General features: G+C 57.5%; 19 protein-coding genes. 7 read left to right on the plus strand and 12 right to left on the minus strand.

Going from position 1 to position 21,817, the window contains the following annotated elements:
- Positions 1-170: 170 nt before the first annotated feature.
- Complete coding sequence (locus tag ACGY09_RS17360) at positions 171-293, plus strand: hypothetical protein (protein WP_373653721.1); 123 nt, start codon at positions 171-173, stop codon at positions 291-293.
- 47 nt (positions 294-340) lie between these two features.
- On the opposite strand, the gene cimA is transcribed toward ACGY09_RS17360, so the two are convergent.
- Positions 341-1,912 (minus strand): citramalate synthase, encoded by a 1,572-nt coding sequence (cimA, locus tag ACGY09_RS17365; protein ID WP_397568706.1) that lies wholly within the window; start codon positions 1,910-1,912, stop codon positions 341-343.
- A gap of 590 nt (positions 1,913-2,502) precedes the next feature.
- Between cimA and ACGY09_RS17370 the strand changes: the two genes are divergently transcribed.
- Entirely contained in the window at positions 2,503-3,717 is a 1,215-nt protein-coding gene (locus ACGY09_RS17370) for an argininosuccinate synthase (protein ID WP_397568707.1), read from the plus strand.
- A 408-nt stretch (positions 3,718-4,125) separates the two neighbouring features.
- Here ACGY09_RS17370 and ACGY09_RS17375 read toward each other — a convergent pair whose 3' ends face one another.
- Positions 4,126-4,755 carry a hypothetical protein gene (locus ACGY09_RS17375; RefSeq protein ID WP_397568708.1) on the minus strand — a complete coding sequence of 210 codons (630 nt, stop codon included), beginning with the start codon at positions 4,753-4,755 and terminating at the stop codon, positions 4,126-4,128.
- A gap of 315 nt (positions 4,756-5,070) precedes the next feature.
- Here ACGY09_RS17375 and ACGY09_RS17380 point away from each other — a divergent pair, with 315 nt between their 5' ends.
- Positions 5,071-6,288, plus strand: coding sequence for a glycosyltransferase family 87 protein (locus ACGY09_RS17380; protein WP_397568709.1), 1,218 nt, complete (start codon positions 5,071-5,073; stop codon positions 6,286-6,288).
- A gap of 288 nt (positions 6,289-6,576) precedes the next feature.
- Here the strand turns inward: ACGY09_RS17380 and ACGY09_RS17385 are convergent, their stop codons facing one another.
- The 3 genes from ACGY09_RS17385 to murC all read right to left on the minus strand — a co-directional run bounded on the left by ACGY09_RS17385 (position 6,577) and on the right by murC (position 10,112).
- Complete coding sequence (locus tag ACGY09_RS17385) at positions 6,577-7,581, minus strand: D-alanine--D-alanine ligase (protein WP_397568710.1); 1,005 nt, start codon at positions 7,579-7,581, stop codon at positions 6,577-6,579.
- A 289-nt stretch (positions 7,582-7,870) separates the two neighbouring features.
- Positions 7,871-8,749 (minus strand): UDP-N-acetylmuramate dehydrogenase, encoded by an 879-nt coding sequence (gene murB, locus ACGY09_RS17390; RefSeq protein ID WP_397568711.1) that lies wholly within the window; start codon positions 8,747-8,749, stop codon positions 7,871-7,873.
- Positions 8,724-10,112, minus strand: a complete 1,389-nt coding sequence (murC, locus tag ACGY09_RS17395; protein ID WP_397568712.1) for a UDP-N-acetylmuramate--L-alanine ligase — start codon at positions 10,110-10,112, stop codon at positions 8,724-8,726. The genes murB and murC overlap by 26 nt, the downstream gene beginning before the upstream one ends.
- A 302-nt stretch (positions 10,113-10,414) precedes the next feature.
- Between murC and ACGY09_RS17400 the strand changes: the two genes are divergently transcribed.
- The 4 genes from ACGY09_RS17400 (at position 10,415) to gcvPA (ending at position 14,050) form a co-directional block, all read left to right on the plus strand.
- Positions 10,415-11,539, plus strand: a complete 1,125-nt coding sequence (locus ACGY09_RS17400; protein WP_397568713.1) for a Sua5/YciO/YrdC/YwlC family protein — start codon at positions 10,415-10,417, stop codon at positions 11,537-11,539.
- A gap of 88 nt (positions 11,540-11,627) precedes the next feature.
- Positions 11,628-12,104 (plus strand): ribose 5-phosphate isomerase B, encoded by a 477-nt coding sequence (gene rpiB / locus ACGY09_RS17405; protein ID WP_397568714.1) that lies wholly within the window; start codon positions 11,628-11,630, stop codon positions 12,102-12,104.
- Positions 12,105-12,247: 143 nt separating this feature from the next.
- Positions 12,248-12,667 (plus strand): glycine cleavage system protein GcvH, encoded by a 420-nt coding sequence (gene gcvH / locus ACGY09_RS17410; RefSeq protein ID WP_373653711.1) that lies wholly within the window; start codon positions 12,248-12,250, stop codon positions 12,665-12,667.
- A 21-nt stretch (positions 12,668-12,688) separates the two neighbouring features.
- Positions 12,689-14,050 carry an aminomethyl-transferring glycine dehydrogenase subunit GcvPA gene (gene gcvPA, locus ACGY09_RS17415; RefSeq protein WP_373653710.1) on the plus strand — a complete coding sequence of 454 codons (1,362 nt, stop codon included), beginning with the start codon at positions 12,689-12,691 and terminating at the stop codon, positions 14,048-14,050.
- A 118-nt stretch (positions 14,051-14,168) separates the two neighbouring features.
- Here the strand turns inward: gcvPA and ACGY09_RS17420 are convergent, their stop codons facing one another.
- The 7 genes from ACGY09_RS17420 to ACGY09_RS17450 form a co-directional block, all read right to left on the minus strand.
- A complete protein-coding gene (locus ACGY09_RS17420) occupies positions 14,169-15,740 on the minus strand; it encodes an aldehyde dehydrogenase family protein (protein WP_397568715.1) in 1,572 nt (523 codons plus the stop codon).
- Positions 15,741-16,140: 400 nt separating this feature from the next.
- On the minus strand, positions 16,141-16,704 hold the full coding sequence (locus ACGY09_RS17425; RefSeq protein WP_373653708.1) for a glutathione peroxidase: 564 nt from the start codon (positions 16,702-16,704) through the stop codon (positions 16,141-16,143).
- Between the two features lie 148 nt (positions 16,705-16,852).
- On the minus strand, positions 16,853-17,146 hold the full coding sequence (locus ACGY09_RS17430) for a hypothetical protein (RefSeq protein WP_397568716.1): 294 nt from the start codon (positions 17,144-17,146) through the stop codon (positions 16,853-16,855).
- A gap of 173 nt (positions 17,147-17,319) precedes the next feature.
- Positions 17,320-18,180: a dTDP-4-dehydrorhamnose reductase gene (gene rfbD, locus ACGY09_RS17435; protein WP_397568717.1), complete on the minus strand. Its 861-nt coding sequence runs from the start codon at positions 18,178-18,180 to the stop codon at positions 17,320-17,322.
- 121 nt (positions 18,181-18,301) lie between these two features.
- Complete coding sequence (hemB, locus tag ACGY09_RS17440; RefSeq protein ID WP_397568718.1) at positions 18,302-19,327, minus strand: porphobilinogen synthase; 1,026 nt, start codon at positions 19,325-19,327, stop codon at positions 18,302-18,304.
- A gap of 199 nt (positions 19,328-19,526) precedes the next feature.
- Positions 19,527-20,462: a DUF692 domain-containing protein gene (locus ACGY09_RS17445; protein WP_397568719.1), complete on the minus strand. Its 936-nt coding sequence runs from the start codon at positions 20,460-20,462 to the stop codon at positions 19,527-19,529.
- Positions 20,459-21,670 carry a hypothetical protein gene (locus tag ACGY09_RS17450; RefSeq protein ID WP_397568720.1) on the minus strand — a complete coding sequence of 404 codons (1,212 nt, stop codon included), beginning with the start codon at positions 21,668-21,670 and terminating at the stop codon, positions 20,459-20,461. Before ACGY09_RS17450 ends, ACGY09_RS17445 begins: the two co-directional genes overlap by 4 nt.
- Positions 21,671-21,817 lie beyond the last annotated feature (147 nt).

Genomic DNA, 21,817 nt, shown 5'->3' on the forward strand with positions numbered 1-21,817 from the left:
CTTACGGTGCCGTATGAGTATGAGGAGAGATTGTTGTTAGATGCTGCGTATCACAGATCTGTCGGGGTCATCGACGGACAATCGGATTGTCTGGCTGACGGATGATAAATCATTTGCTGAGTCATTGGCAGAAGACGCGTGCTTGCCTTCGAACCAACTCCGGAATGTCGATGATCACAGTCGTCGGGAATCGGTTATCTCCCGTCCAGCTCGTGCTTGAGGCAACGACCCGTGGCGAGCGAAACAGGCCGCTGCTTCAACCGATTACCAATCAGGGATTCGGTCCTGCTTAATGGGATGTGTGGGCAGGCCCGCTTCGCTTGAAGTTGACGTTGGAAATTCACTCGGCTTTCGCTTCTGCATCCTTGTAAAGCTTGTATTCCACACTATCGATCAGAGCCAGCCAGCTCGCTTCGATCACGTTTTCGCTGACCCCGACGGTGCTCCAGACATCGGTGTGGTCTCGACTTTCGATCACGACACGAACTCTCGCGGCAGTTCCTTCGGTGGAGTTAATGACGCGGACCTTGTAGTCGACAAGCTGCATCTGGGCGAGGTTCGGATAGGCGGCGGAGAGGGCCTTACGCAGAGCCGTGTCGAGGGCGTTTACAGGACCGTCCCCTTCTGCGACCACGTGCTCGGTACGGGAATTGACTCGCAGTTTGATCGTGGCCTCGGTAATCGTTCCCCGGCCTGCCGTCGTTTCGACATTGACACGATACTGCAATGGCTGAAACTTCGGTTCGTAGACTCCCGCTTCTTTGCGGACCAGCAGGTCGAATGAGGCTTCGGCCGCTTCGAACTGGTATCCCTCATTCTCGAGGTCCACAACGCGTTCGAGAATCCGCGCCATCAGTTCCTTGTCATTCTCGATTTCAAACTTCGTCGTCTTGGCGATGATGTTTGAACGCCCCGAGAGTTCACTGACTAGAACCCGCCGCTGGTTGCCGACGGTTTCCGGCGGGATATGTTCGTAACTGGAGGCCAGTCGATTGACGGCATGGACGTGCATCCCTCCCTTGTGTGCGAAGGCGCTTGAGCCGACAAACGCCTGCCCCGACCTGAAGTTCATATTCGCAATTTCGTAAACGTACCGTGAAAGCTCGGTCAGGTGGATCATGCCCCCTTCGAGCAGGACGTCGTATCCCTTTTTCAGGCCCAGATTGCCGACGACGCTGATCAAGTCGACATTGCCGCAACGTTCACCAATCCCATTGATGGTCCCCTGGACCTGGACGGCACCGTGATCGACAGCGGCGAGTGAATTGGCGACGGCCAGTTCACAGTCGTTGTGGCAATGAATCCCGACGGGGACCTTGAGAACTTTCCGGACGGCATCGACGGCGGCTGCAATTTCTTCGGGCAGGCGACCCCCATTCGTGTCGCAAAGGACAATCGTGTCGGCCCCGGCTTCCTGTGCGGCCGAAACGGTCCTGAGTGCGAAGTCAGGGTTGGCACGGAATCCATCGAAAAAGTGTTCAGCGTCATAAAAGACCTGGCGGCCTTCGGCTTTGAGGAAGGCGATCGAATCGCGGATCATGGCCAGATTTTCCGCCTCGTCGATGTTGAGCACCTCGCGGACATGCAGGTCCCAGGTCTTGCCGACAATCGTGACGACAGGGGATCTGGCGTCGCGCAGGGCGATCATGCCGATGTCGTCTTCCGCTGCGCAACCTCGCCGTCGGGTCATTCCGAATGCAACGATTTTCGCGTGCTTCAGTGTCAGGTCCCGCACGCGGTGAAAGTATTCCGCATCCTTGGGATTCGAAAGAGGATATCCCCCTTCAATAAAGTCGATGCCGACCTCGTCGAGTTTTTGTGTGATCAGCAGTTTGTCCTGAAGCGAGAAGTTGACACCTTCGCCCTGGCTGCCGTCGCGTAACGTCGTATCGTAGATCTGGATTCTCGACATAGGTCTGCTTTCAGTATCACATCAAGAAAAAAGCCCTCAGGTCTGACCTGAGGGCTAGTGTTTTACTAGTGTTGTATTCGCAAGAACACCCAAAGGCCTGTTACAGGTCTCCAATAATCGATACGACAATCATCCCGGCGATGAACGCCTGAGAAGCACATCGAAGTCGAATTACCGGTGGGAGAGGCATCAAAATCGCCTTGTGAAGCAATCGGGCAATTGCAGGCAGCTCAGTCTTGACGAGCGGGAATCATAAACAGACAGGGGGAAAACGTCAAACTGTCACCCGGGGCGGTCATGACGCGCTGCGGCGATTACGCTGCCACTGTGCAGCGTGATCGATTACACTGCTGACAGCGCACAAGTCCTCGCGACGTTCAGATTCAAGCAGGCGAGGCGATCACGGACCTGCCGGCGACGAGAGCGTGTCGGCCTTGCTGCGGCTTGAATCGCTTTTCCTTCCGCGTGATTGCCCCTGATGGGAGCCGATTGCCCACAGAGGGAGTGGCAGTGAAAGCCGGGCCGCTGGCTGGCCAGGTTGGGCGGCGCTTGTCGCAGTTTGACTCATTCACTTTTTTGGAACCTTGGTTATGTCGAGTTGCGTACTCGCCTATTCAGGCGGTTTGGATACATCGGTGATTCTCGGCTGGTTGCAGGACGAAGGCTATGACGTTCACTGCGTCTATGTCGATCTGGGACAACCGGGTGAAGATCGTGACGCGGTGCTGAAAAAAGCGTATGCCTGCGGCGCCAAGTCCGCTCGAATTGTCGACGTTCAGGAAGAACTCTGCCGCGATTTCGCCTTCCCGGTCATGCAGTGGCAGGCCAAATACGAAGGGGTGTACTTGCTGGGGACATCGATCGCCCGTCCGCTGATTTCCAAGATCTGCCTGCAGGTTGCTCGTGAAGTCGGGGCCGAAGCTTACGCTCACGGTGCCACGGGAAAAGGGAACGATCAGTGTCGCTTCCAGTTGGCGGCGGAAGCACTCGAGCCAGGCGTGAAAATCATCGCTCCCTGGCGAATTGATAAGTATCGTAACAAGTTCCCCGGCCGGACTGAGATGATCGCGTTCTGCCAGGAAAAGGGGATTCCGGTCAAAGCTTCGGTCGCCAAGCCGTACAGCTCGGACGAAAACTGCCTGCACATCAGTTATGAAGCGGGTGTTCTGGAAGATCCGAAGGTGACCGGAGTCGATGTTCCTGACTACGGCATGACCGTGTCACCGCAGGAAGCTCCTGATAAGAGCGAAGAAGTGACGATCGGATTTGAACAGGGCGTCCCCGTGACCTTGAACGGCAAGAAGGTCAGCCCGCTGACGATGGTGCTCGAGCTGAACAAGATCGGTGGCCGCAACGGAATCGGGCGGCTCGACATGATCGAGAACCGGTTTGTCGGGATGAAGAGCCGCGGTGTGTACGAAGCCCCCGGAATGACGTTGCTCTACGAAGCCCATCGCTACGTTGAGCAATTGACGCTCGACCGGGACCTGCTGCACCTGCGTGATCGCCTGTCGCCCGAAGTGGCCGAGATGGTCTACTACGGTTTCTGGTACACGGCGAAAATGGATGCCCTGATGGCGTTCAACAAGCAGACCCAGTCCGTGGTGACGGGTGAAGTCGGTCTGCGGCTGTACAAAGGAAATATCACCGTCACGAGTCGAACCAGCCCGAACAGTCTTTACGACGACAAGATTGCCAGCATGGAAGCGGGTGGTTCGTACAACCAGAACGACGCCGAAGGGTTCCTGCGGCTGATGGGCTTGCCCGGTCGCGTTCAGGGACGCGTCAGACCCCGCGCATACTGATCGTCGGCGATCCCAGGATCCCGTCGGGACCGGGGATCGCTCTTTCAATTCGATGCGGTATGCGTTGCCAGCAGGTCCTTGTTATCCGGGGCCTCTGGCGAACGCCCGATTCAGAACACTCATCCTGCTCTTGCGGGATGAGTGTTCGTCGTTAGATCAGCCGAATCGGCGAGGCCACGGCAAGCTGAATTGCCAATATCTTGCAGCTCAAACTCCGCATGCAGGAACGAAGTCTGCATTGGGGTGGCTGCTACGAAATCTCAGCCCTGCGACCCAGTCCCGCTTCTTCATCAACGGTCAGAGTGATCACGGGGCACGTCCGCGTGATGTTCAATCAGTTCAGCGGCAGCGTCGCCACGCGTCCCAGGCTGTGAGAGCGGCGCTGGCGATGCTATCTCGGTTTCCGGGCTACTTGATTGAATCGATGAACTTTTCGAGTTCTTCGTCGGTCATAAAGGCTTCTTCGACTTCCAGAATGACGACCGCTCGGTCTCGTTTGCCGCGGAAATGGCCCGTCACGCGGCGGTAGCGAGTCGTCGAGGCCCGGTCTTCTCCTCGTTCGATGTAGAAAGTGGCATTGCTGTTCCGGATGACAACGGTCCGAGTCGTCTGTTCTGTCAGATCGAGCTTGCGAAGTTCAGGGATCATCTTTTCCAGGACGTCTTGAAGCTGTTCATACTGTCCCTGATAGGGCATCAGCTTGAAGTACAACTGACCGACCACCATCACGCCACGACCTTCCTGATGCACGAACTTCGCGACATCCATGCGGAGGAGGGCGTTGTCGATGGTGCTGCCGGTTTTCCCGACGAATTGATCGGGTAGCGTCCAGTCGACGATCTGCGAGGCGGCTTCCTCGGCACCAGCAGGGGTGTCGACGACGTTGGGGCCGAAGAACAGCAAACCCAAAAAACAACATCCGGCGCAAGCAAAAAAACTGCAGCAGACGACGATGGCAATGATCGAGAGCACCCGCTGCAGGCCTCGCTTACGCGGTGGGGCGGGGATGTAGATGGGCGGCGTTTCAGATGCTGGCATCGAGTCCTTTCGGGTCGCTCCGGGAAAGTATCACGTTTTGCGCTTCCACAAGTTAGCAGTTCGTCCGACTGCCGTTAACCCTACTCGCCGTGGAGGTGTTCGGAAGGGACACCCCTCGCTGTCACCCGGTTCATCTCCGATCGGAACGGGGCGAAGTGATGGGTAATTTGAGACAAACGAGCGGGAAATCACGTGATGAGGGACTGACATTGACCGATTTTCGAAAAGCCGCGTATTCTCCGGGCTGCATCCCGCTGGGAAGCCCTTTGGAGAAGGGCCTGGCTGGTCACCGCGCGAAATTCAGGGAAGAAGCTCATGTCGGTCGAAACGACTTCGTCGCCGCAATATCGTCGAGCCGGCTGGTGGCTCTGGTTGACGCTGACCGTGATTGTCTGCTCCGTTGTGGGACTGTCGATTCGCAATGGTCAGGAACGGTCGGTGACGGCCGCATATCAGTCCGCCGTCGTCCACTGGTTTGCCGGCGAACCCTTATACAACATGCAAGGGCACGGGTTCCTGTACCTGCCTCAGGCGGCGCTGACGTATGCACCCTGGGCCTTTCTGCCGCACACGGCCAGCGAGCTTGTCTGGCGGATGTGCATGATCGCTGTGCTCGCGGGAAGCTTGAGTCGGATGACGAAGCTCCTGGGGGGCGACGGTCGCTGGTTTTTGATGGCCACAGCTGCCTCTGTCGTGCTCGCCTGGGGTTGCGCCCGTAATGGCCAGTCGACACTGTTGATTACCGGGTTGATGATCTACGCCGCTGCGGACTTGAGCGAACAGCGGTGGTGGCGCGCCACGGCGTTGCTGTCACTGGCCTTCGCCTTCAAACCCTTGGCGCTCGTTATGATCATGCTGGCCGCAGTGGTCTATCCAAAAACGTCGTGGCGTCTGGTGATCGGCCTGATCATCGTCGGGCTGGTCCCTTTCGCAACTCAGCGGCCCGACTATGTGATCTCGCAATATCAAGCGTGCGTGCAGAATCTCGATGTGACGTTCAAGGTGGGGGAAACGGGATACTGGGCCCAGTTCTTCGGCATGCTGCAGGTTGCGGGTGTGGACCTGCCATCCCCACTTCGAACAGGAATCCGGCTCGTTGCGGCTGCTTCGACACTGCTGGCCTGCTGGCAGGCGGCACGACATTTGTCGCCACAGCGCGCAGCCTTGTATCTCTTTTCGTTTACGGCCTGTTACCTGATGCTGTTTAACTCCCGTACCGAGGGGAATACCTACACGATGGTGGGACCCGTTTACGGCGCATTGCTCGCGGAAGCCGCTCTGGTCCGGAAGGACAGGCGAGCCACCGCATGGATGATTGCCGCAGTGGTTCTCACCTTGTCCAACTACGAACTCGGTGTGCTGTTTACGCCGCGCGATCGAGCGATCTGGATCTCTCCTCTCGTCTGCATCGGTGTGTCGGGCTATCTCGTGGGACGGCTTCTGAGCGAGATCACCGCCGCTTCGGGGCGCACGAGTGAGAAGGGGTCTGATGAGCGTCTCACGAATGACATTTCGCATGCCCGAGCGGCATAGCGGCCTCATGCCCGAAGTGCATCGTGGACAGGGGATCGCCCTCACAGATCCTCTTCACCTTTCGTGACCGGCGGTGGTTTTTTTGTCACTGCAGAGGGGCGACCACTCCGATAGGGGCGACCACGATGGGACATCGGATGCGATTCCCCCATTCAGCCGGTCCTTCCAGCGGGACGGCTGCGATGCTGCGTTTCACTCTGAACCAGAATGATCACAACCGCACCGGTCTGATTCCGGTGCGGTTGTGATCTGAATGCTAATTGTGATCTGAACGCTTAATCTGAACGCTTAGTGGTGTGCTCGCTCACGTGGGGTCAGCAGAACATGAGGGCGAAGCTGAACCTCGTGCCTGTGAGCGGTGATCGACTTTCGCAGGCACGAGCGGACAATTCGGTCACAGAGTACCGGAAAATCGATGCCGACTCTGGCCGCCGCTTTCGGGAGCAGGCTGTGATCCGTGAATCCAGGGATCGTGTTGATTTCCAGAACCCACGCCTGATTCTGTGCGTCGAGTCGTAGATCGACTCGCGCCAGACCACTCGTCCCAATGGCCGAGCAGGCATTCCAGGCCACTCGTTCCAGTGACTCGACCACGTCTGCGGGAACTCCCGAGTCGAAGACGTACCGCGTCTGATTATCCTCGTACTTCGCCTGCCAGTCGTAGAAAGGGCGATCGGTTTCGATCTTGATGGCGGGCAAGACTTGCAGGTCGATCAGTCCCACGGTCCATTCGGTCCCTTCGATCATCGCTTCGATAATGCCGACGGAATCGAATTGAAAACACGTCCGGAGAGCCCCTGTCAGTTGAGCCGGATTTCGAACGATGCTGACGCCGAGGCTGGAGCCCTGGGTGTCGGGTTTCACGACGAGAGGGTATCCGATTTCCTCTGCTTTTTTGCGAATCTCGTTGAGATCATCGTTGTAGTGAATGGTTGTAAAAGCGGGGGTGGGGACACCGAACAGTTCAAACTGCTCTTTTGCTGCTGACTTGCTGAATGCCAGTCGCGATGCCACGGCGCCGCTTCCGGTATAGCGAACACCCGCTTCGTCGAGAATATGCTGGACTTGACCGTCCTCACCGAAAGAGCCGTGCAGAGCCACGAAGGCGACATCAAACTGCGACCAGTCGATCCCTGCCACATCGACGATGGCGGGATCAAGCTGCAGCACCTGATGCCCGGTCTCGGTCAGGGCGTCGGCGACTGCCTGACCGCTTTTCAGGCTGATTTCCCGCTCTTCCGAATCCCCGCCAGCGAGGACAGCGACACGCAGTGGAGTTGTTTTGGGAGACATAGACCGCATCCTTGCGATTGTGTTTTCAGTCTCGAACGGCAAATCCGCGACAATCCTTGTCGCGGAAGACTACGGGACAAGGATTGTCCCATCACCTATCCGATGAATTCGTCTTTGAGGAAGACAAACTGGCCCAATGAATCAACTAGCGCGCACCCAGTTCGACGACAGGAAGGCTCTCCCGCCGAAAGCGGCTCACACGGTTAATATCACAAGATCCGACGACCGAAGCCGCAAAAGGCGCGAACGGCATCCCGCGTCTGAATCCAGCTCTCGACGCGCGCGAACGCTACCAGATTTTGATTTCCGGCTCTAGATGGACTCCGAACTGCTCGGAAATCTTCGATCGGACCAGGTCGATCAAACGTAACACGTCGCTGGACTTGGCACCGGGGTACGTCACGATGAAGTTGGCGTGACGTTCGCTGATCTCGGCACCGCCAATCCGCGTCCCTTTCAGTCCCGCCTGCTCGATCAGCATACCGGCCCGCTGACCGCGAGGGTTCTTGAAGATGCAGCCCGCAGACTGCGAGCTGAGTGGCTGAACAGCTTTTTTGGCAATCCAGTTCATCTTGAGCTTCTGTGAGATGGCTTCAGGATCGTCGGAGCGAAGCTCAAACTCTCCTTCGAGAATCAGAAGTTCATTCAGGTTGCTTTGTCGATAATCGAACGAGAGTTCATCCTGACTGCGGACGACGACTTCGCCCAGGGAGGTCAGGCCCGTCACGCGGGTGACCAGTTGCGAGATTTCTCCCTGTCGGCCCCCGGAGTTTCCGCACAAGGCGCCGCCGATCGTTCCGGGGATCCCCGCCAGATTCTCGAAACCTGACAGGCCGGCACGGACTGTCTCCGAAATCACGCGTGAAAGGAGCGCACCGGAGCCGGCCCGTACCTTGTTTCCTTCGATATGCACTTCTGCAAAGACCGGGGAGGTCAGTCGAATGACGGCTCCACTGACCCCTTCATCTTTGACGAGCAGATTCGATCCGCCCCCCAGAATGTGGATGGGGATCTGTTCTTCATGACAGACAGTCACGAATTGCTTTAACTCCTCCACAGATCGGGGTGTGACCAGATATTGGGCGGGACCCCCAAGTCGCAACCAGGTGTAGGGTGCCAACGGTTCGTCCCGTTGCAGAATTTCATTGAACGCGTCGAGTGAACTCATAATGTATCCGGTCGATGTCGCCAGCCCCCATGGTCACGATGAAATCTCCGGGGCGCATTGCATCCTCTAATGTGTTCACGATCTGGTCAAGCGACGGATAGAACCTGGCCTTCACGCCATTGGCTGAGATCCGTTCTGCAAGCTGCCCGGCGATGGCGTGAGGTTCCTGATTCACGGATTCCCTCGCCGCATACACAGGGGCGATGATCACTTCGTCGGCCATGGCGAAACTTGCGGCAAACTCGTTCATCAACGTGACTGTCCGCAGAACCTGATGTGGTTGAAACACGCACCACAGGCGGGCACCCCCTGCGATGTCGCGCAGGGTTTGCAGGGTGATTTTGACCGCCGTGGGGTGATGGGCGTAGTCATCAAACAGCCGTGCTCCGCGGCATTCCCCCACGCGCTCCAGCCGACGCCGTATACCGGGGAAATCAGTCAGTCCCTGCTGAATCGTTTCCACGGAAACGCCGATTTCGGCCGTGATCGCGGCGGCAGCCAGCGCATTCCCGACGTTATGAAGGCCGTGCAGGGGCAGATTGATCCGACTGATGGGATGACCGTGATGTAAGAGCTGAAATTCTGTTCCCACCGAGGTCGGGGTGATGTCCGTCGCCCGCCAGTCAGCAGCGAGCGAAGTCCCGAACGACGTCCGCCGGGCGGATGTCGAAGCGTGCCTGGCGACAGAGGTGGAGGTTTCTGAGTCCGCATTAAACAACAGCACACCGTCACTGCAGGTTTGCGAGGCAAACCGGGTGAAGGCGGTTTCAAGGGCTGGCAGGGTCGGGTAACAGTCGAAGTGGTCAGGCTCGACGGACAGGATGACGTTGTATCTGGGGTGAAAGTCGAGAAAGCTCTGCTGAAATTCGCAGCTTTCGGCGACGAACAAATCTCCCCGGCCGGTCCAGCCACTGCGGCCTGAATCGCACATTTCCGCGCCGAGGACAACACCCGAGAGGCGGTTCGCCCTCTCCAGAATTTTTGCCGTCATGGCTGTGGATGTGCTTTTCCCGTGCGTTCCGGCGATGCAGACGGCTGCTCCAGTCCGGGCCAGTTGGCTCACCCCCTGACTGTACGATCGCTGGGGAATTCCTCGCCGTTCCGCCTCTTTTCGTTCGACGTTATCGGGACGGATTGCCGGGCTGTAGACAAGTTGGGCAGTCCGGGGCGGAATATTCTGAGCTGCGTGCCCGTGGCGAAACAACAGGCCTCGGTTCATTAACTTCTGGATCGCGGGGGGGGCAGGTTGTAAGTCAGACCCGGACAGCGACCAACCCTGATCCATCAGAACTTCCGCCAATGCGCGCATGCCGCTTCCGCAAATGCCGACAAGGTGAGCCGATGCAGGGGAATCGCTGTTCATGGAAATCCGATTTAGTGTTCCCGGAGGAGTGAGAAGTGGCAGGCTCACCCCGGTCGCAAAGGTCCGTTTTTTCGTCCGGAAGTTGTCGAATTCAATATTCGTAAGGTGCGGTGAGTGAACGACTTGTCACTATCAGAAGGGCTCGGTTGGTTGATCCCAAGACGTTTACTGGATAAACTGCTGTCTGAGTGAAGCCGCCCGCTGGCGTCTGGGGTGATCGTCATGAGCACCGCATTGGTTGCATCCTGGTTTGCATCACGAACGTCGTGACGAAGAAACTCATCGACTCTGGAAACCCCTTGATGTCGCAAATTGTCGAAATTCGCCGAAGCGACGATCCCCGTGACGCCATCCACCGGGCGTGTCATCGCCTGGCAGAAGGTGATCTTGTCGCGTTCCCGACCGAGACAGTTTATCTGATTGTCGCGAATCCGCAGAGCCCCGAGGGTGTCGAAAAACTTGTTTCTCTCGAGTCACCAGCTCCTCGCACGTTGCTGCTCAAGTCTCATTTCGAGTTGTGGGACTATGTCCCCAAGTTGCCTGCGAATGCCGATAAGCTCGCGCGGCGGGGCTGGCCGGGGCCGCTGACACTCGGGCTGAATCAGTCGCTGGTGAGCGGCTTGTTTAACGATCTGGCGGAACATGCGCGGCGTGCGCTGCTTGCCGACGACAAAGGCATTCGGTTTCGAGTTTCGGCTCATCCCCTGTTAATTGATACACTTCGGCTTTGCCCGACCCCGCTGATTGCCAGCTCGGAAGTCTCGGCCCTTCACGGTCCCATGCCAAGAAACGCAGCAGAAGTCGCTGCGCGGTATGGCGATCGGGTATCGATGATTATTGATGACGGCCCCTGTCGATACGGCGACCCTTCCACCGTCGTGAACGTGTCGGAAAAGGAATGGAACGTCTCAGAGCAGGGGGTCGTTTCGGAATGTACCCTCAAGCGGCTTTGCAGTGAGGTTTACCTCTTCATCTGCACCGGAAATACCTGTCGAAGCCCTATGGCGGAAGCCTTATTTCGCCGACTGCTGGCCAAACAATTAAAGTGTCAGGACGAAGAATTGATCGACCTGGGATTTAATGTTCTGTCAGCGGGAATGTCGGCGGGAAGCGGTTCGCCGGCCAGTCGCGAGGCGGTCAATGTGCTGGCGGAAGACGGAATTGACCTTCGAAATCACGAAAGCCAGCCACTCACGGAACGACTTCTGCTACACGCCGATCATGTCCTGACGATGACTCGCGGCCATCGTCAATCCATTTTGAACCTGTATCCGGATCTGGCTGACCGAGTTCGACTGCTTTCGTCAGAGCAGGGCGACATTGCCGACCCTTATGGTGGTGGTCCGCGTGACTACGCGGAATGCAAGGAGAGCATCGAGAAAAATCTGAAAATGTTAATTTCGCAGCTCGTCCCTCTCAGATCGTAAACTCTTCGCGGGCCGAGATTTTTGTTATGATTCGGTCGCAGTGAAGCATCCTGAATTCCCGACCGTCCAGAGATTCGAGTCGCTCTTTATGAAAATTGTTGTCGCCAGTGATCATCGTGGCTTTCAGGTGAAGGGCAGGATTCTTGCCCAGGTCGCCGAGCTGGGCCATGAGACGATCGATATGGGGCCGGTGAACGCGGATATCGTGGATTATCCGGACTTTGGGGCTCAGGGTGCCCGCGCCGTTTCCGACAACGAAGCTGATCGAGCGATTCTCATCTGCGGCAGTGGAATCGGGATGAGCATCGTCGCCAACAAGTTTCCCCGCGTGCGGGCCGCTTTGTGTCATGACGAATTGACCGCCGAGATGAGTCGTCGTCATAACGACGCAAATGTCCTGTGCCTGTCGGCCGATCTGTTGGGGGAACGACTGACATCCCGGATGATCGAGATCTGGCTCGGCACAGAGTTTGAAGGGGGGCGACACGCCCGCCGCATCGGCAAGATTGCTGACCTGGAAACACCGGACGATCTTCCTGCGGCGGACTGTACACCATGTAGCTAGGGTGCGGTCCGGATTGCGATCTGAGCTCTCGCAAATCAGAATAGGCGTGAAGTGTTCGTCGACCCCGGCGGCATCGCGTTGATCAATTCATTACCAAACAGTACCAACAAAACTTTCGCTGATGCGAACGGAGTCTTTGCTGAATGAGTCCCGAACAATTGAAGTATTCCACGACTCACGAATGGGTCGCGATCGAAGGTGATATCGCTACGATCGGTATCACCGACTTTGCTGCCCAGCTTCTGAGCGACCTGGTCTTTGCTGATCTTCCTGCGGTCGGCAAGAAGCTGGTTCAGGGACAGCCGTTCGGCGAAGTCGAAAGCGTCAAGGCGGTGAGTGACCTTTATTCTCCCGTGACGGGGGAAGTGATTGCAACGAACGAGCGGCTGACCGAACGGACTGGTGCCGACGGCAAGGCGCTCTCTGCCGAGTTGGATCTGCTGACCAACAGCCCGTTCGAAGAAGGCTGGATGATCAAGGCAAAAGTCGCAAATCCCGCAGAGCTGGCGTCGTTGCTCGATCAGTCTCAATACAAGTCACACTGCGAGCAATCGGGTCATTGACCATTTCCAAAGGTTTTTTAAGTGTCTTACCTGTTTTGTACACCCGACGAGCAACAGCAGATGCTCGATCGGATCGGTGTTGATTCCCTGCAGACTCTGATCGATCAAATTCCCGCAGAGCTGCAGCTTCGCGGTCCGCTGAACCTGCCGCCTGCCCTGACGGAACTGGAGCTGGAACAGCATCTCGCCCGGTTGGCATCGCGTAATATCGGCGCTTCAGCGCGGGCCTGCTTCATGGGTGGTGGCGCGTACGATCACTACATCCCGAGTGTCGTCGATGAAATCGCGTCACGAGGGGAGTTCTATACGGCTTACACGCCCTACCAGGCGGAAGCGAGTCAGGGAACGCTACAGGCGTTCTTCGAATTCCAGTCAATGATCGCTCAGTTGACCGGCTTGGACGTTGCGAACTCCAGTCTCTACGACGGTGGAAGCGGCGTTGCCGAAGCGGCCCTGATGGCGATGCGATGCACGAATCGAACCGGGCGAATCGTCGTCGCCGGATCTTTGAATCCGGAATACGTCGAAACGCTGAAGACGTACCTTGTCAACAAGACGACCGAACTGGTGGTCGTTCCGACACCGGGCGGCTCTGTCGATCTGGATCAGTTGGAAAAAGAAATCAACGACCAGACGGCCTGCGTCATCATTCAGCAGCCGAACTTCTTTGGCTGCCTTGAAGATCTGGAAGCTGTCGGGAAGCTGGCTCACCAGTCAGGCGCCCTGTTCGTGGTTTCGTTCGACCCTCTCAGTTTGGGAATTCTGAAGCGTCCCGGAGATGTGGGAGCCGACATCGCGGTCGCCGAAGGCCAGTCGCTCGGAATCCCGCTGCAGTTTGGGGGGCCCTTCCTGGGAATTCTGGCCTGTCGTCAGCAGTTCGTCCGGAAGATGCCGGGACGATTGATCGGACAGACCGTTGATCGAACTGGCAAGCGGTGCTTCTTCCTGAATCTGCAGGCTCGTGAGCAGCACATCCGCCGCGCCGGTGCGATGAGCAACATCTGCACGAACCAGGGACTCATGGCATTGCGAGCGACGGTCTATCTCTCGTTGCTCGGGCCGCACGGTTTGAAGGAAGTCGCAGAACTCAGTTGTCGCAAAGCTCACTATGCGGCCGATCGGCTTAAGGTGATCGACGGATGCGAGTTGCTGTTTGGTCGGCCATTCTTCAAGGAATTTGTGCTGAAGTATAAGCACAGCGCCGACGTGGCAATTCGTAAGGCCGCCAGCGCGAACATTGATATCGGTCCAGCGCTGAGTCGGATTTCAGGCCTGGACTGGATTCCCGAGGCAGATCGTGACAACTGTCTGCTGGTCGCAGTCACCGAGTCGCGAACGAAGGAAGAGATTGATCGACTGGTCACGGCGCTCGCCGGGAACTAGCGTCGCTCGATTCCAATAAAATTGAGATGCCCCTGGTGGTCCTCTTGAGACCATCAGGGGCATTTTTCATTTCGGTTCTCTCGCAGTCCCCGCGGGCTGATTCCGTGACGCGTGGGTCTCATACGTCGAACTGAATGCCCTGAGCAAGTGGGAGCTGTGTTGAGTAGTTAATCGTGTTGGTCGCCCGGCGCATGTAGTTTTTCCAACTATCGGATCCGGACTCGCGCCCGCCACCCGTTGCTTTCTCGCCTCCAAAGGCTCCGCCAATTTCCGCCCCACTGGGGCCGACATTGACGTTGACGATTCCACAATCAGATCCGGCGGCCGAACAGAAGGCTTCCGCCTCGCGCATGTCCGTTGTCATGATGGACGAGGCCAAGCCCTGGGGAACGCTGTTATGAAGCTCGATTGCCTCGTCAAAGGTCCGATATCGTTGCACGTAAAGGATGGGAGCAAACGTTTCTTCGTGAACGATACTTCCGGTCGGCGTGCCGGGGAGTGAAGTCGCCGCGGAACCCCGGAAAGGGAAGCTGGCAATCGCAGGTTGCACGTAAGTTCCCCCCTGAGGAACATTCTCTTTCAGGCGCCGTCCCCCATGCACAGTCGCTCGTTCGGCGGAAGCTCGTTGGAGTGCGGCTTCCATCGCGTGCCACGCTGCTTCGTCGATCAGGGGGCCGACGAGTGTGCCAGGCTGGGCGGGATTTCCAATCGGAAGACGGTCGTAAATGGGGACCAGACGGTCAATGACTTTGTCAGCGAGGTCCTCATGGACAATCAATCTCCGCAGCGTCGTGCAGCGTTGTCCACAGGTTCCGACGGCAGAAAAGACAATTGCACGAAGCGTCAGCTCCAGATCGGCGCTGGGGGTGACGATCATCCCGTTGTTCCCCCCCAGTTCCAGCAATGAGCGGCCCAGCCTCGCCGCCACCCGCTGCGCGACAGCACGCCCCATCGCCGTAGAACCAGTCGCCGACACCAGTGGGATCTCAGGAGCGTCCGCCAGTCGCTCGCCGACGTCTCTCATTCCCACGATGACGGAAGAGACCGCAGGGGGGATGTCTGACATTTCCTGAAGTACCGAAGCGACAACTGCCTGACAGGCGAGCGCACACAGGGGCGTCTTTTCCGAGGGTTTCCAGATGACGGGATCACCACAGACCCAGGCGAGTGCCGCGTTCCAGGCCCAGACGGCCATCGGGAAGTTGAATGCGGTGATCACACCGACAGGCCCCAAGGGATGCCATTGCTCGGCGAGTCGGTGCAGGGGACGTTCGCTGGCGATTGTCAGGCCATAGAGCTGACGACTCAGTCCTACGGCAAAATCGCAGATATCAATGACTTCCTGCACCTCGCCCAGGGCTTCCTGAGTGATCTTTCCTGCTTCCCAGGTGATCACGGCAGCGACATCGGGTTTCAGTTCGCGAAATCGATTTCCGACACGACGAACGAACTCGCCCCTGGAAGGGGCGGGGATCACTCGCCAGCGGCGGAACGCATCCGTGGCGGCCTCGAGAACCGGGGTCACGTCATCGGCGGAAGCGGCCTGCAGAGTTCCCAGGATTGTTCCATCAATGGGAGAGCGGCTCGAGACAGGGCCTGCAGATCCGGCACGATTGCAGTTGCCGATCCCGATGGCGGACAGGTTTTGATTCAGTCCCAGCCGCCGCAGCACCGTCTGAATAGCGTCCATAAGCGTTGTCCCTTCGTTGGTCGACAATCCTTCGCCCGACAAAACCATTCTCGGGTGTAAAGCGCCGGCTGCCAAGTGCTCGAATTCCCCGAACCCGGTGTTTGCACCTTTGTTATGCTCATCGTGGTTATGCTCATCGTGGTTATGCTCATCGTGGGGGGGCGTCGATGAGGGGATCCCAGGTGGGTTTTGCGGATCCTCCGGCGTCTCTCTCTCAGCGGACGGGAAGAGCGAAAGTCTGCGGTATTATTTGCAGGACGTCATCAATGACAGAACCCCTGACACAGACTGTGACAGGGGTTCTGCAGAAAGTTTTCAGTCCGGCCTGCGGGTCTCGGGTCAGTTGCCGGGTGGATACTTACCCGACCGAGGGAGGGCCAAAGCCAGCGTTATTTCAGAACTACTTGGCGGCTTTCGCGAGTTCCGCTTCCAGGGTTTTGACCACTTCGGGAGCGTCTGGCTTGGTGGCGGTGGGGAACCGCGCAACGATCTCACCATTGCGGCCGATGACGAACTTTTCGAAGTTCCACTTGATCGGACCATCTTTGGCGGTCAGTTGCTTGTAGAGCGGTGCGGCGTCTTCGCCGTTCACGTCAATCTTGGAAAAGAGGTCGAACGAGACGTCATACTTCGACTTACAGAATTTGACGATCTCTTCTTCCGTCCCCGGTTCCTGAGCGCCGAACTGGTTGCAGGGGAAGCCGACAACTTCCAAACCCTTTTCGTGGTATTTGTCTTGGAGGGCTTCGAGTTGCTTGTACTGAGGAGTGGCACCACAGGCACTGGCGACGTTAACGACCAGCAGAACTTTCCCCTTGTACTTTTCAGCAAGGTTGACTTCTTTGCCGTCGATCGACTTCATCTTGTGGTTGAGCACTTTAGAACCCTTTTCTTCGGCCTGGGCCGGGGCCGAAGTCATTGCGACAGCGACAGCGGCAAAAAACGTCAGGGCGAGCAGTCTCATCGGGAGGTACTCCTGGGCAGGATGCTGATGTGGACGAGCCGACGACCCGCATGGGCCGCACGATTGGGAAACTCGTCACACACGACATACCGTGTAGTGTATCCTCCCGGAACGGGATGACCAGCCACACTGCTGATCAGCGCGCCTCTCAGGCGGCATCTTCCCGTTGTTCACCGACTTCCTCGTGATCGACCACGGCCAGCCGCGGTCCTTCGACTCGTTCTGTCATCCAGGGAGCCAGGCGTGCTTCGAGCGTCTCGATGCGGCTGCGGAGTTGATCGTACTGCGACATCCAGCGCTCGTGGCTGGTCGTAAACAGCCGCTGCATCTGGGATTCCCGTTCAAACTGCTGTGCGACAGTTTGTTTCATGCGGGTGACGGCTTGTTCGATCAGGCGGACGTTCGAAAAGTTGGTGCGATCGGATTCCGTCAGGGCGAACATCAGATAAAGCTCCTGTCAGGTAGGCCAGTAGAGAGTGAGTGATCGGAGGATGACCACGACTATCGACCTGACAGCGCGAGCTGCTTGATTGGCTTAGGTAAGATTTGCCGAAACTGGAGCCTTTGCATTCGAGTTGAAGGAAGATTTCTGATGCAGCGACTGTTCTGATTATGTCAGATGGGGCGTTGACGCTCGATGAGATAGGTGGCTAATGCTTCCTGCCATGTAGGCATGTTCCAGCCCAGGACCCGCTCCAGTTTTGAGCAATCCAGTACGCTGTAGTGGGGACGTCGTGCCCGTGCACCGTACTCTGCCGTGGTAATCGGAATGACGTTCGTCGGAAGGTGCGATTGTCGCATGATCTCTTTGGCAAATTCGTACCATGAGCAACTCCCTGCATTCGTCGCGTGATAAAGGCCGTACTCTTCTGTTTTGACCAGGTCAAGGATGGCGGAAGCGAGATTGGCGGTTGCGGTCGGGGTGCAGCGCTGGTCTTCGACCACTTTCAACTCGGGACGTTCCCGTCCCAGTCGCAGCATCGTTTCGACGAAGTTCCCTTTGCCGTGCATGGCGTTTCGCCCGTAAAGACCGCAGGTCCTGACGACGAAGTGCCGGGGGCAGTGTGCTCTGACAAGCTGTTCGCCTGCATATTTGCTGGCGGCATAGGTGCTGATCGGCAGCGGCTCGTCTTCTTCTTTCCAGGGGCGGTTCCCCGTGCGGCCGTCATAGACATAGTCAGTTCCGACATGGACCAGTTTCAGGTCGTGCTCACGGCAATAGTCGGCGAGCAGTCCGGGGCCGCGACGGTTGGTCAACATGGCCGCTTCCCGTTCGGTTTCTGCCTTGTCGACGAAGTTGTAAGCCGCGCAGTTGATCACAGCGTTGGGACGTTCGCGGTCCAGGACGCTGGTGACGCTCGCCGCATCCGAGATGTCGATATCGGCGTGCCCCAGCGGGATCGCTTGCGCTCCCAGGCGAGCAACCAGATCGCTTCCTAATTGCCCCCTGGCCCCAATAACCGCCACTCGCATCATGCTGTTCAAACTCCTGTCGGTGTGTATTGTCATCGCGAGAACATACCAGATGTGAGAAGCGAGAAAACCCTGATCCCGCCCCGGATGTGTCGCCGCTACCTTCCTGTCATACAGGTTCTGATTATGACCTTGACGGGGACCTCAGTCCCTCCGCGACTTCGACGGCGAAATACGTCAGCACTCCGTCCGCTCCGGCGCGTTTGAACGCCAGCAGGCTTTCCAGCATGGCCTTCGAGCGATCGAGCCAGCCGTTCTGTGAAGCCGCCGCAATCATCGCATATTCGCCGCTCACCTGATATGCAAACGTGGGGACACCAAAGCTGGCTTTGATCCGTTGAACGATATCCAGATACGGCATCCCCGGCTTCACCATCACCATGTCGGCGCCTTCCGAGATGTCGAGTGCCACTTCCCGAAGTGCTTCATCGCCGTTGGCAGGATCCATCTGATACGTTCGCTTGTCTCCCTGTCCCAGGCTGGTCGCTGAGCCGACGGCGTCGCGGAACGGGCCGTAAAATGCTGAGGCATACTTTGCCGCATAAGCCATGATCTGCACGTGATCAAAGCCAGCCTTGTCGAGTGCTTTTCGAACGGCACCGATGCGGCCATCCATCATGTCCGACGGGGCGATAGTATCGCAGCCAGCCTGTGCTTGAACGGTCGCCTGCCGGCAAAGCATCTCCAGAGTCTCGTCGTTGACGACATAGCCATCTCGCACCAGACCGTCCTGACCATGTGACGTATAAGGATCGAGCGCCACGTCGCAGATGATGCCCAGATTCAGGTTTCGCTCTTTGATGGCGCGGACTGCGCGGCAGACGAGATTGTCGGGATTGACCGCTTCGGTCGCTTCTTCATTTTTGAGTTCGGGCTCGGTCGCAGGGAAGAGTGCGATGGCGGGAATTCCCAGGTCTGCTGCGCGAGAGACCGCATCGACGAGAAGGTCGATCGACAGCCGTTCGACACCCGGCATGGATGCGATGGGCGTACGCTGATTTTTTCCCGACTGAACAAAGACGGGCCAGATCAGGTCATCGACGGTGACCTGGTTCTCTCGCACCATTCGGCGGGACCAGTCAAATCGGCGCGGGCGTCGCATGCGAGTCTGAGGAAACTGAACCGGGCCTGGACTTCCATGGAAACTCATTCACGAACTCCAACATTCGATCAAATGGGGTAACGTCGAAGAGGACGGCATCTTAATCGTTCAAATGCCCTACGCGGGATGAGTGCAGGGGGCTGCAGTTGGCCGCTGCAGTCTGCACAATCAGGGGTTGCACCCACCGGGGGATCGTGCTGGCAGGTCCTGCAATCGCCCGTCTCTCCCGCGGGGGACCTCGTCGAGTTTAGTCGGTTTCCGCAACGACGACGAGGGCCGGATGGGGCACCGTCTCATGAGCAGAAGTCGGCTGCTCACCCGCATGATCGAATGAATTTTTTCCGCCGTCTTTCGCTGGCGAAGAGGACAAGATCTGCTTTGCTTTCAAAACTTCCTGATGCACGACAGGGAAGGGGGGGATCTGCGCGTCCCATTCCAGCAGCGTAGCGACACCTCCCGTGGCGGTGTACGCCCGACGAAACAGTTCCCACACGGGGTCGATAACCGGGCCGTCGTGGGTGTCGATCAGATGCGTACCGCAGTTGGTATGCCCCGCCAGATGCATTTGAACCACGCGCTCGCAGGGAATCTCATTCAGATATTCGAACGGATCGAAGTCATGATTTTGTGATGAGACGAAAACATTGTTGACATCGAGCAGCAGGCCACATCCCGATTCCTCTGCCATGCGAGCGATAAACTCGGACTCGCGCAGTGTCGACGCGGCAAACGTGACATAGCTGCTGGGATTCTCGAGAATCAGCGGTCGCTCCAGCACGTCCTGCACGATCCGGATTCGCTCAACCACGTGCCGAAGTGACGCTTCCGTGTAGGGCAAGGGCAGAAGGTCATGGGTGTTGATTCCCGCCACTCCGGTCCAGCAGAGGTGATCCGAAATCCAGTGAGGCTGTACGTCCGCAGCCAGTCGCTTCAAGCGATCCAGATAATCAAAGTTCAGGGGATCCGTGCTTCCAATCGACAGCGAGACTCCGTGCATGACAACCGGGTAACGTTCGGCAATCTGCTCAAGCACATAACGAGGTCGCCCCTGCGAGTCCATGAAGTTTTCAGAAATGACTTCGAACCAGTCGACCTGGGGCTCTTCCGTCAGGATATGGTCGAAATGGACCGTCCTGAGTCCGACACCCAGTCCGAGGTTCTTGAAGCCGAGTCGTCCGTTCATCGCTCGTCCCTTGCGCGACCTGCACGCGTGGTCGTAATCCAGACAAACACGCGGCCCGCTTCGTCCTGCCAGAACTCACGTGTCAGACGTTGTGGAACGACCACCTGCCGCAGCGCAAGCCCCCAACTGGTCATCTTTCGCGGGAACGAAACTTTGATTTTTTCCAGATCGATCTGTCTGGATTCCAGCTCGGCGTAGTCGATCAGGATGGGGGTCTCGGAAAGGTCAGAGATCGCGCCGATCACATCTGCCAACTCCACATCCGACAACTCGATCGGAGCCATCTCGAAGAGTTTGGGAACGGCTTTGAAGATTTGCTGCTTCACCGGCCAGCCAATCGGCCATTGATCGGATTTGGTGTCGCGTGTCTCGATCAGTAATTCGATCGATCCCGCGGATGTCCGATTGGGGCGATAGCCGAGTCCGTTTTCGTTCAGTGCCACGGCAAGCACAAGACCTGTGCTGAAACCGTTCAATTCGTGCCGCGCCTGGGCTTGTGCGCCCCGTCGTTCGAGCCGTTCTTTGGCGTCGGAACTCCAGCGTACGGGAACGTCTGGTGGGAGCGGCAGCTTCGAAATCAGATCCTTCAGCAGCATCTCCTCTGTATTGAAATCGATTGGCTTGACGAGTTTGTCGTACAGCTTGGCGAACTGTTCTTCAGACAATCCCCAGAGGGGTTGTCCGACAGGAGTTCCCTTCATGCCGTAGGTACGGAGTTCCTGAATCCATTCGGCCAGTTTGGTTGTTTCACTGAGCGAGAATGATCGATCGGGAAAGAAGATGTTTCCTGATCGATCGAGTGTCCCGATGGCCGTGACGTAACGCGTGTTCCCGACTTCCCGTTCCTTGATTTCCGGTTTGTCCGCACCAATCGGGCGATGCACCCTCAGAGAAACGTCGAGCGGCTCAAGAACTTTCAGCCACTTCTGCGCGTGTAATCCCCCGCCGTCTGCGTCCTGTAATAGCTCCATCTCAACGATGGTGTTTTTCGGAGCGGGCTTTTTGGGAGCCGGTAAGCGGGAGGTGACGGAGGCGGGAGGGTTTGGCCGCAGTCCCTTCTCACGAACCTGTGCCCAGGCGTGATTAACGGGAATCAGCGTCCCCAGGAACAGGCTCAGCGTGATGAAGCGCGATCGCAGGGCAGAGAGCCACCCAGGCACCTTCGCGGTCAGCCAGAATCCGTTGCGCGCCGTGGTGAGGGGTGGCATGTTCGTCTCCGACGAAGAGTAATCGACTGGCCCCATGGCCCGGGTCGGGTGATTAAACATCGAGAAGGGTCTTCAGGTTTCATTCCGCGAACGGGTCAACTTGCCTGCCGATTCGAAAATCCTGTCACCCGACTCCGTTCCTGTAAT

The sequence above is a fragment of the Schlesneria sphaerica genome (genome assembly GCF_044336245.1).
GTDB lineage: Bacteria > Planctomycetota > Planctomycetia > Planctomycetales > Planctomycetaceae > Schlesneria > Schlesneria sphaerica.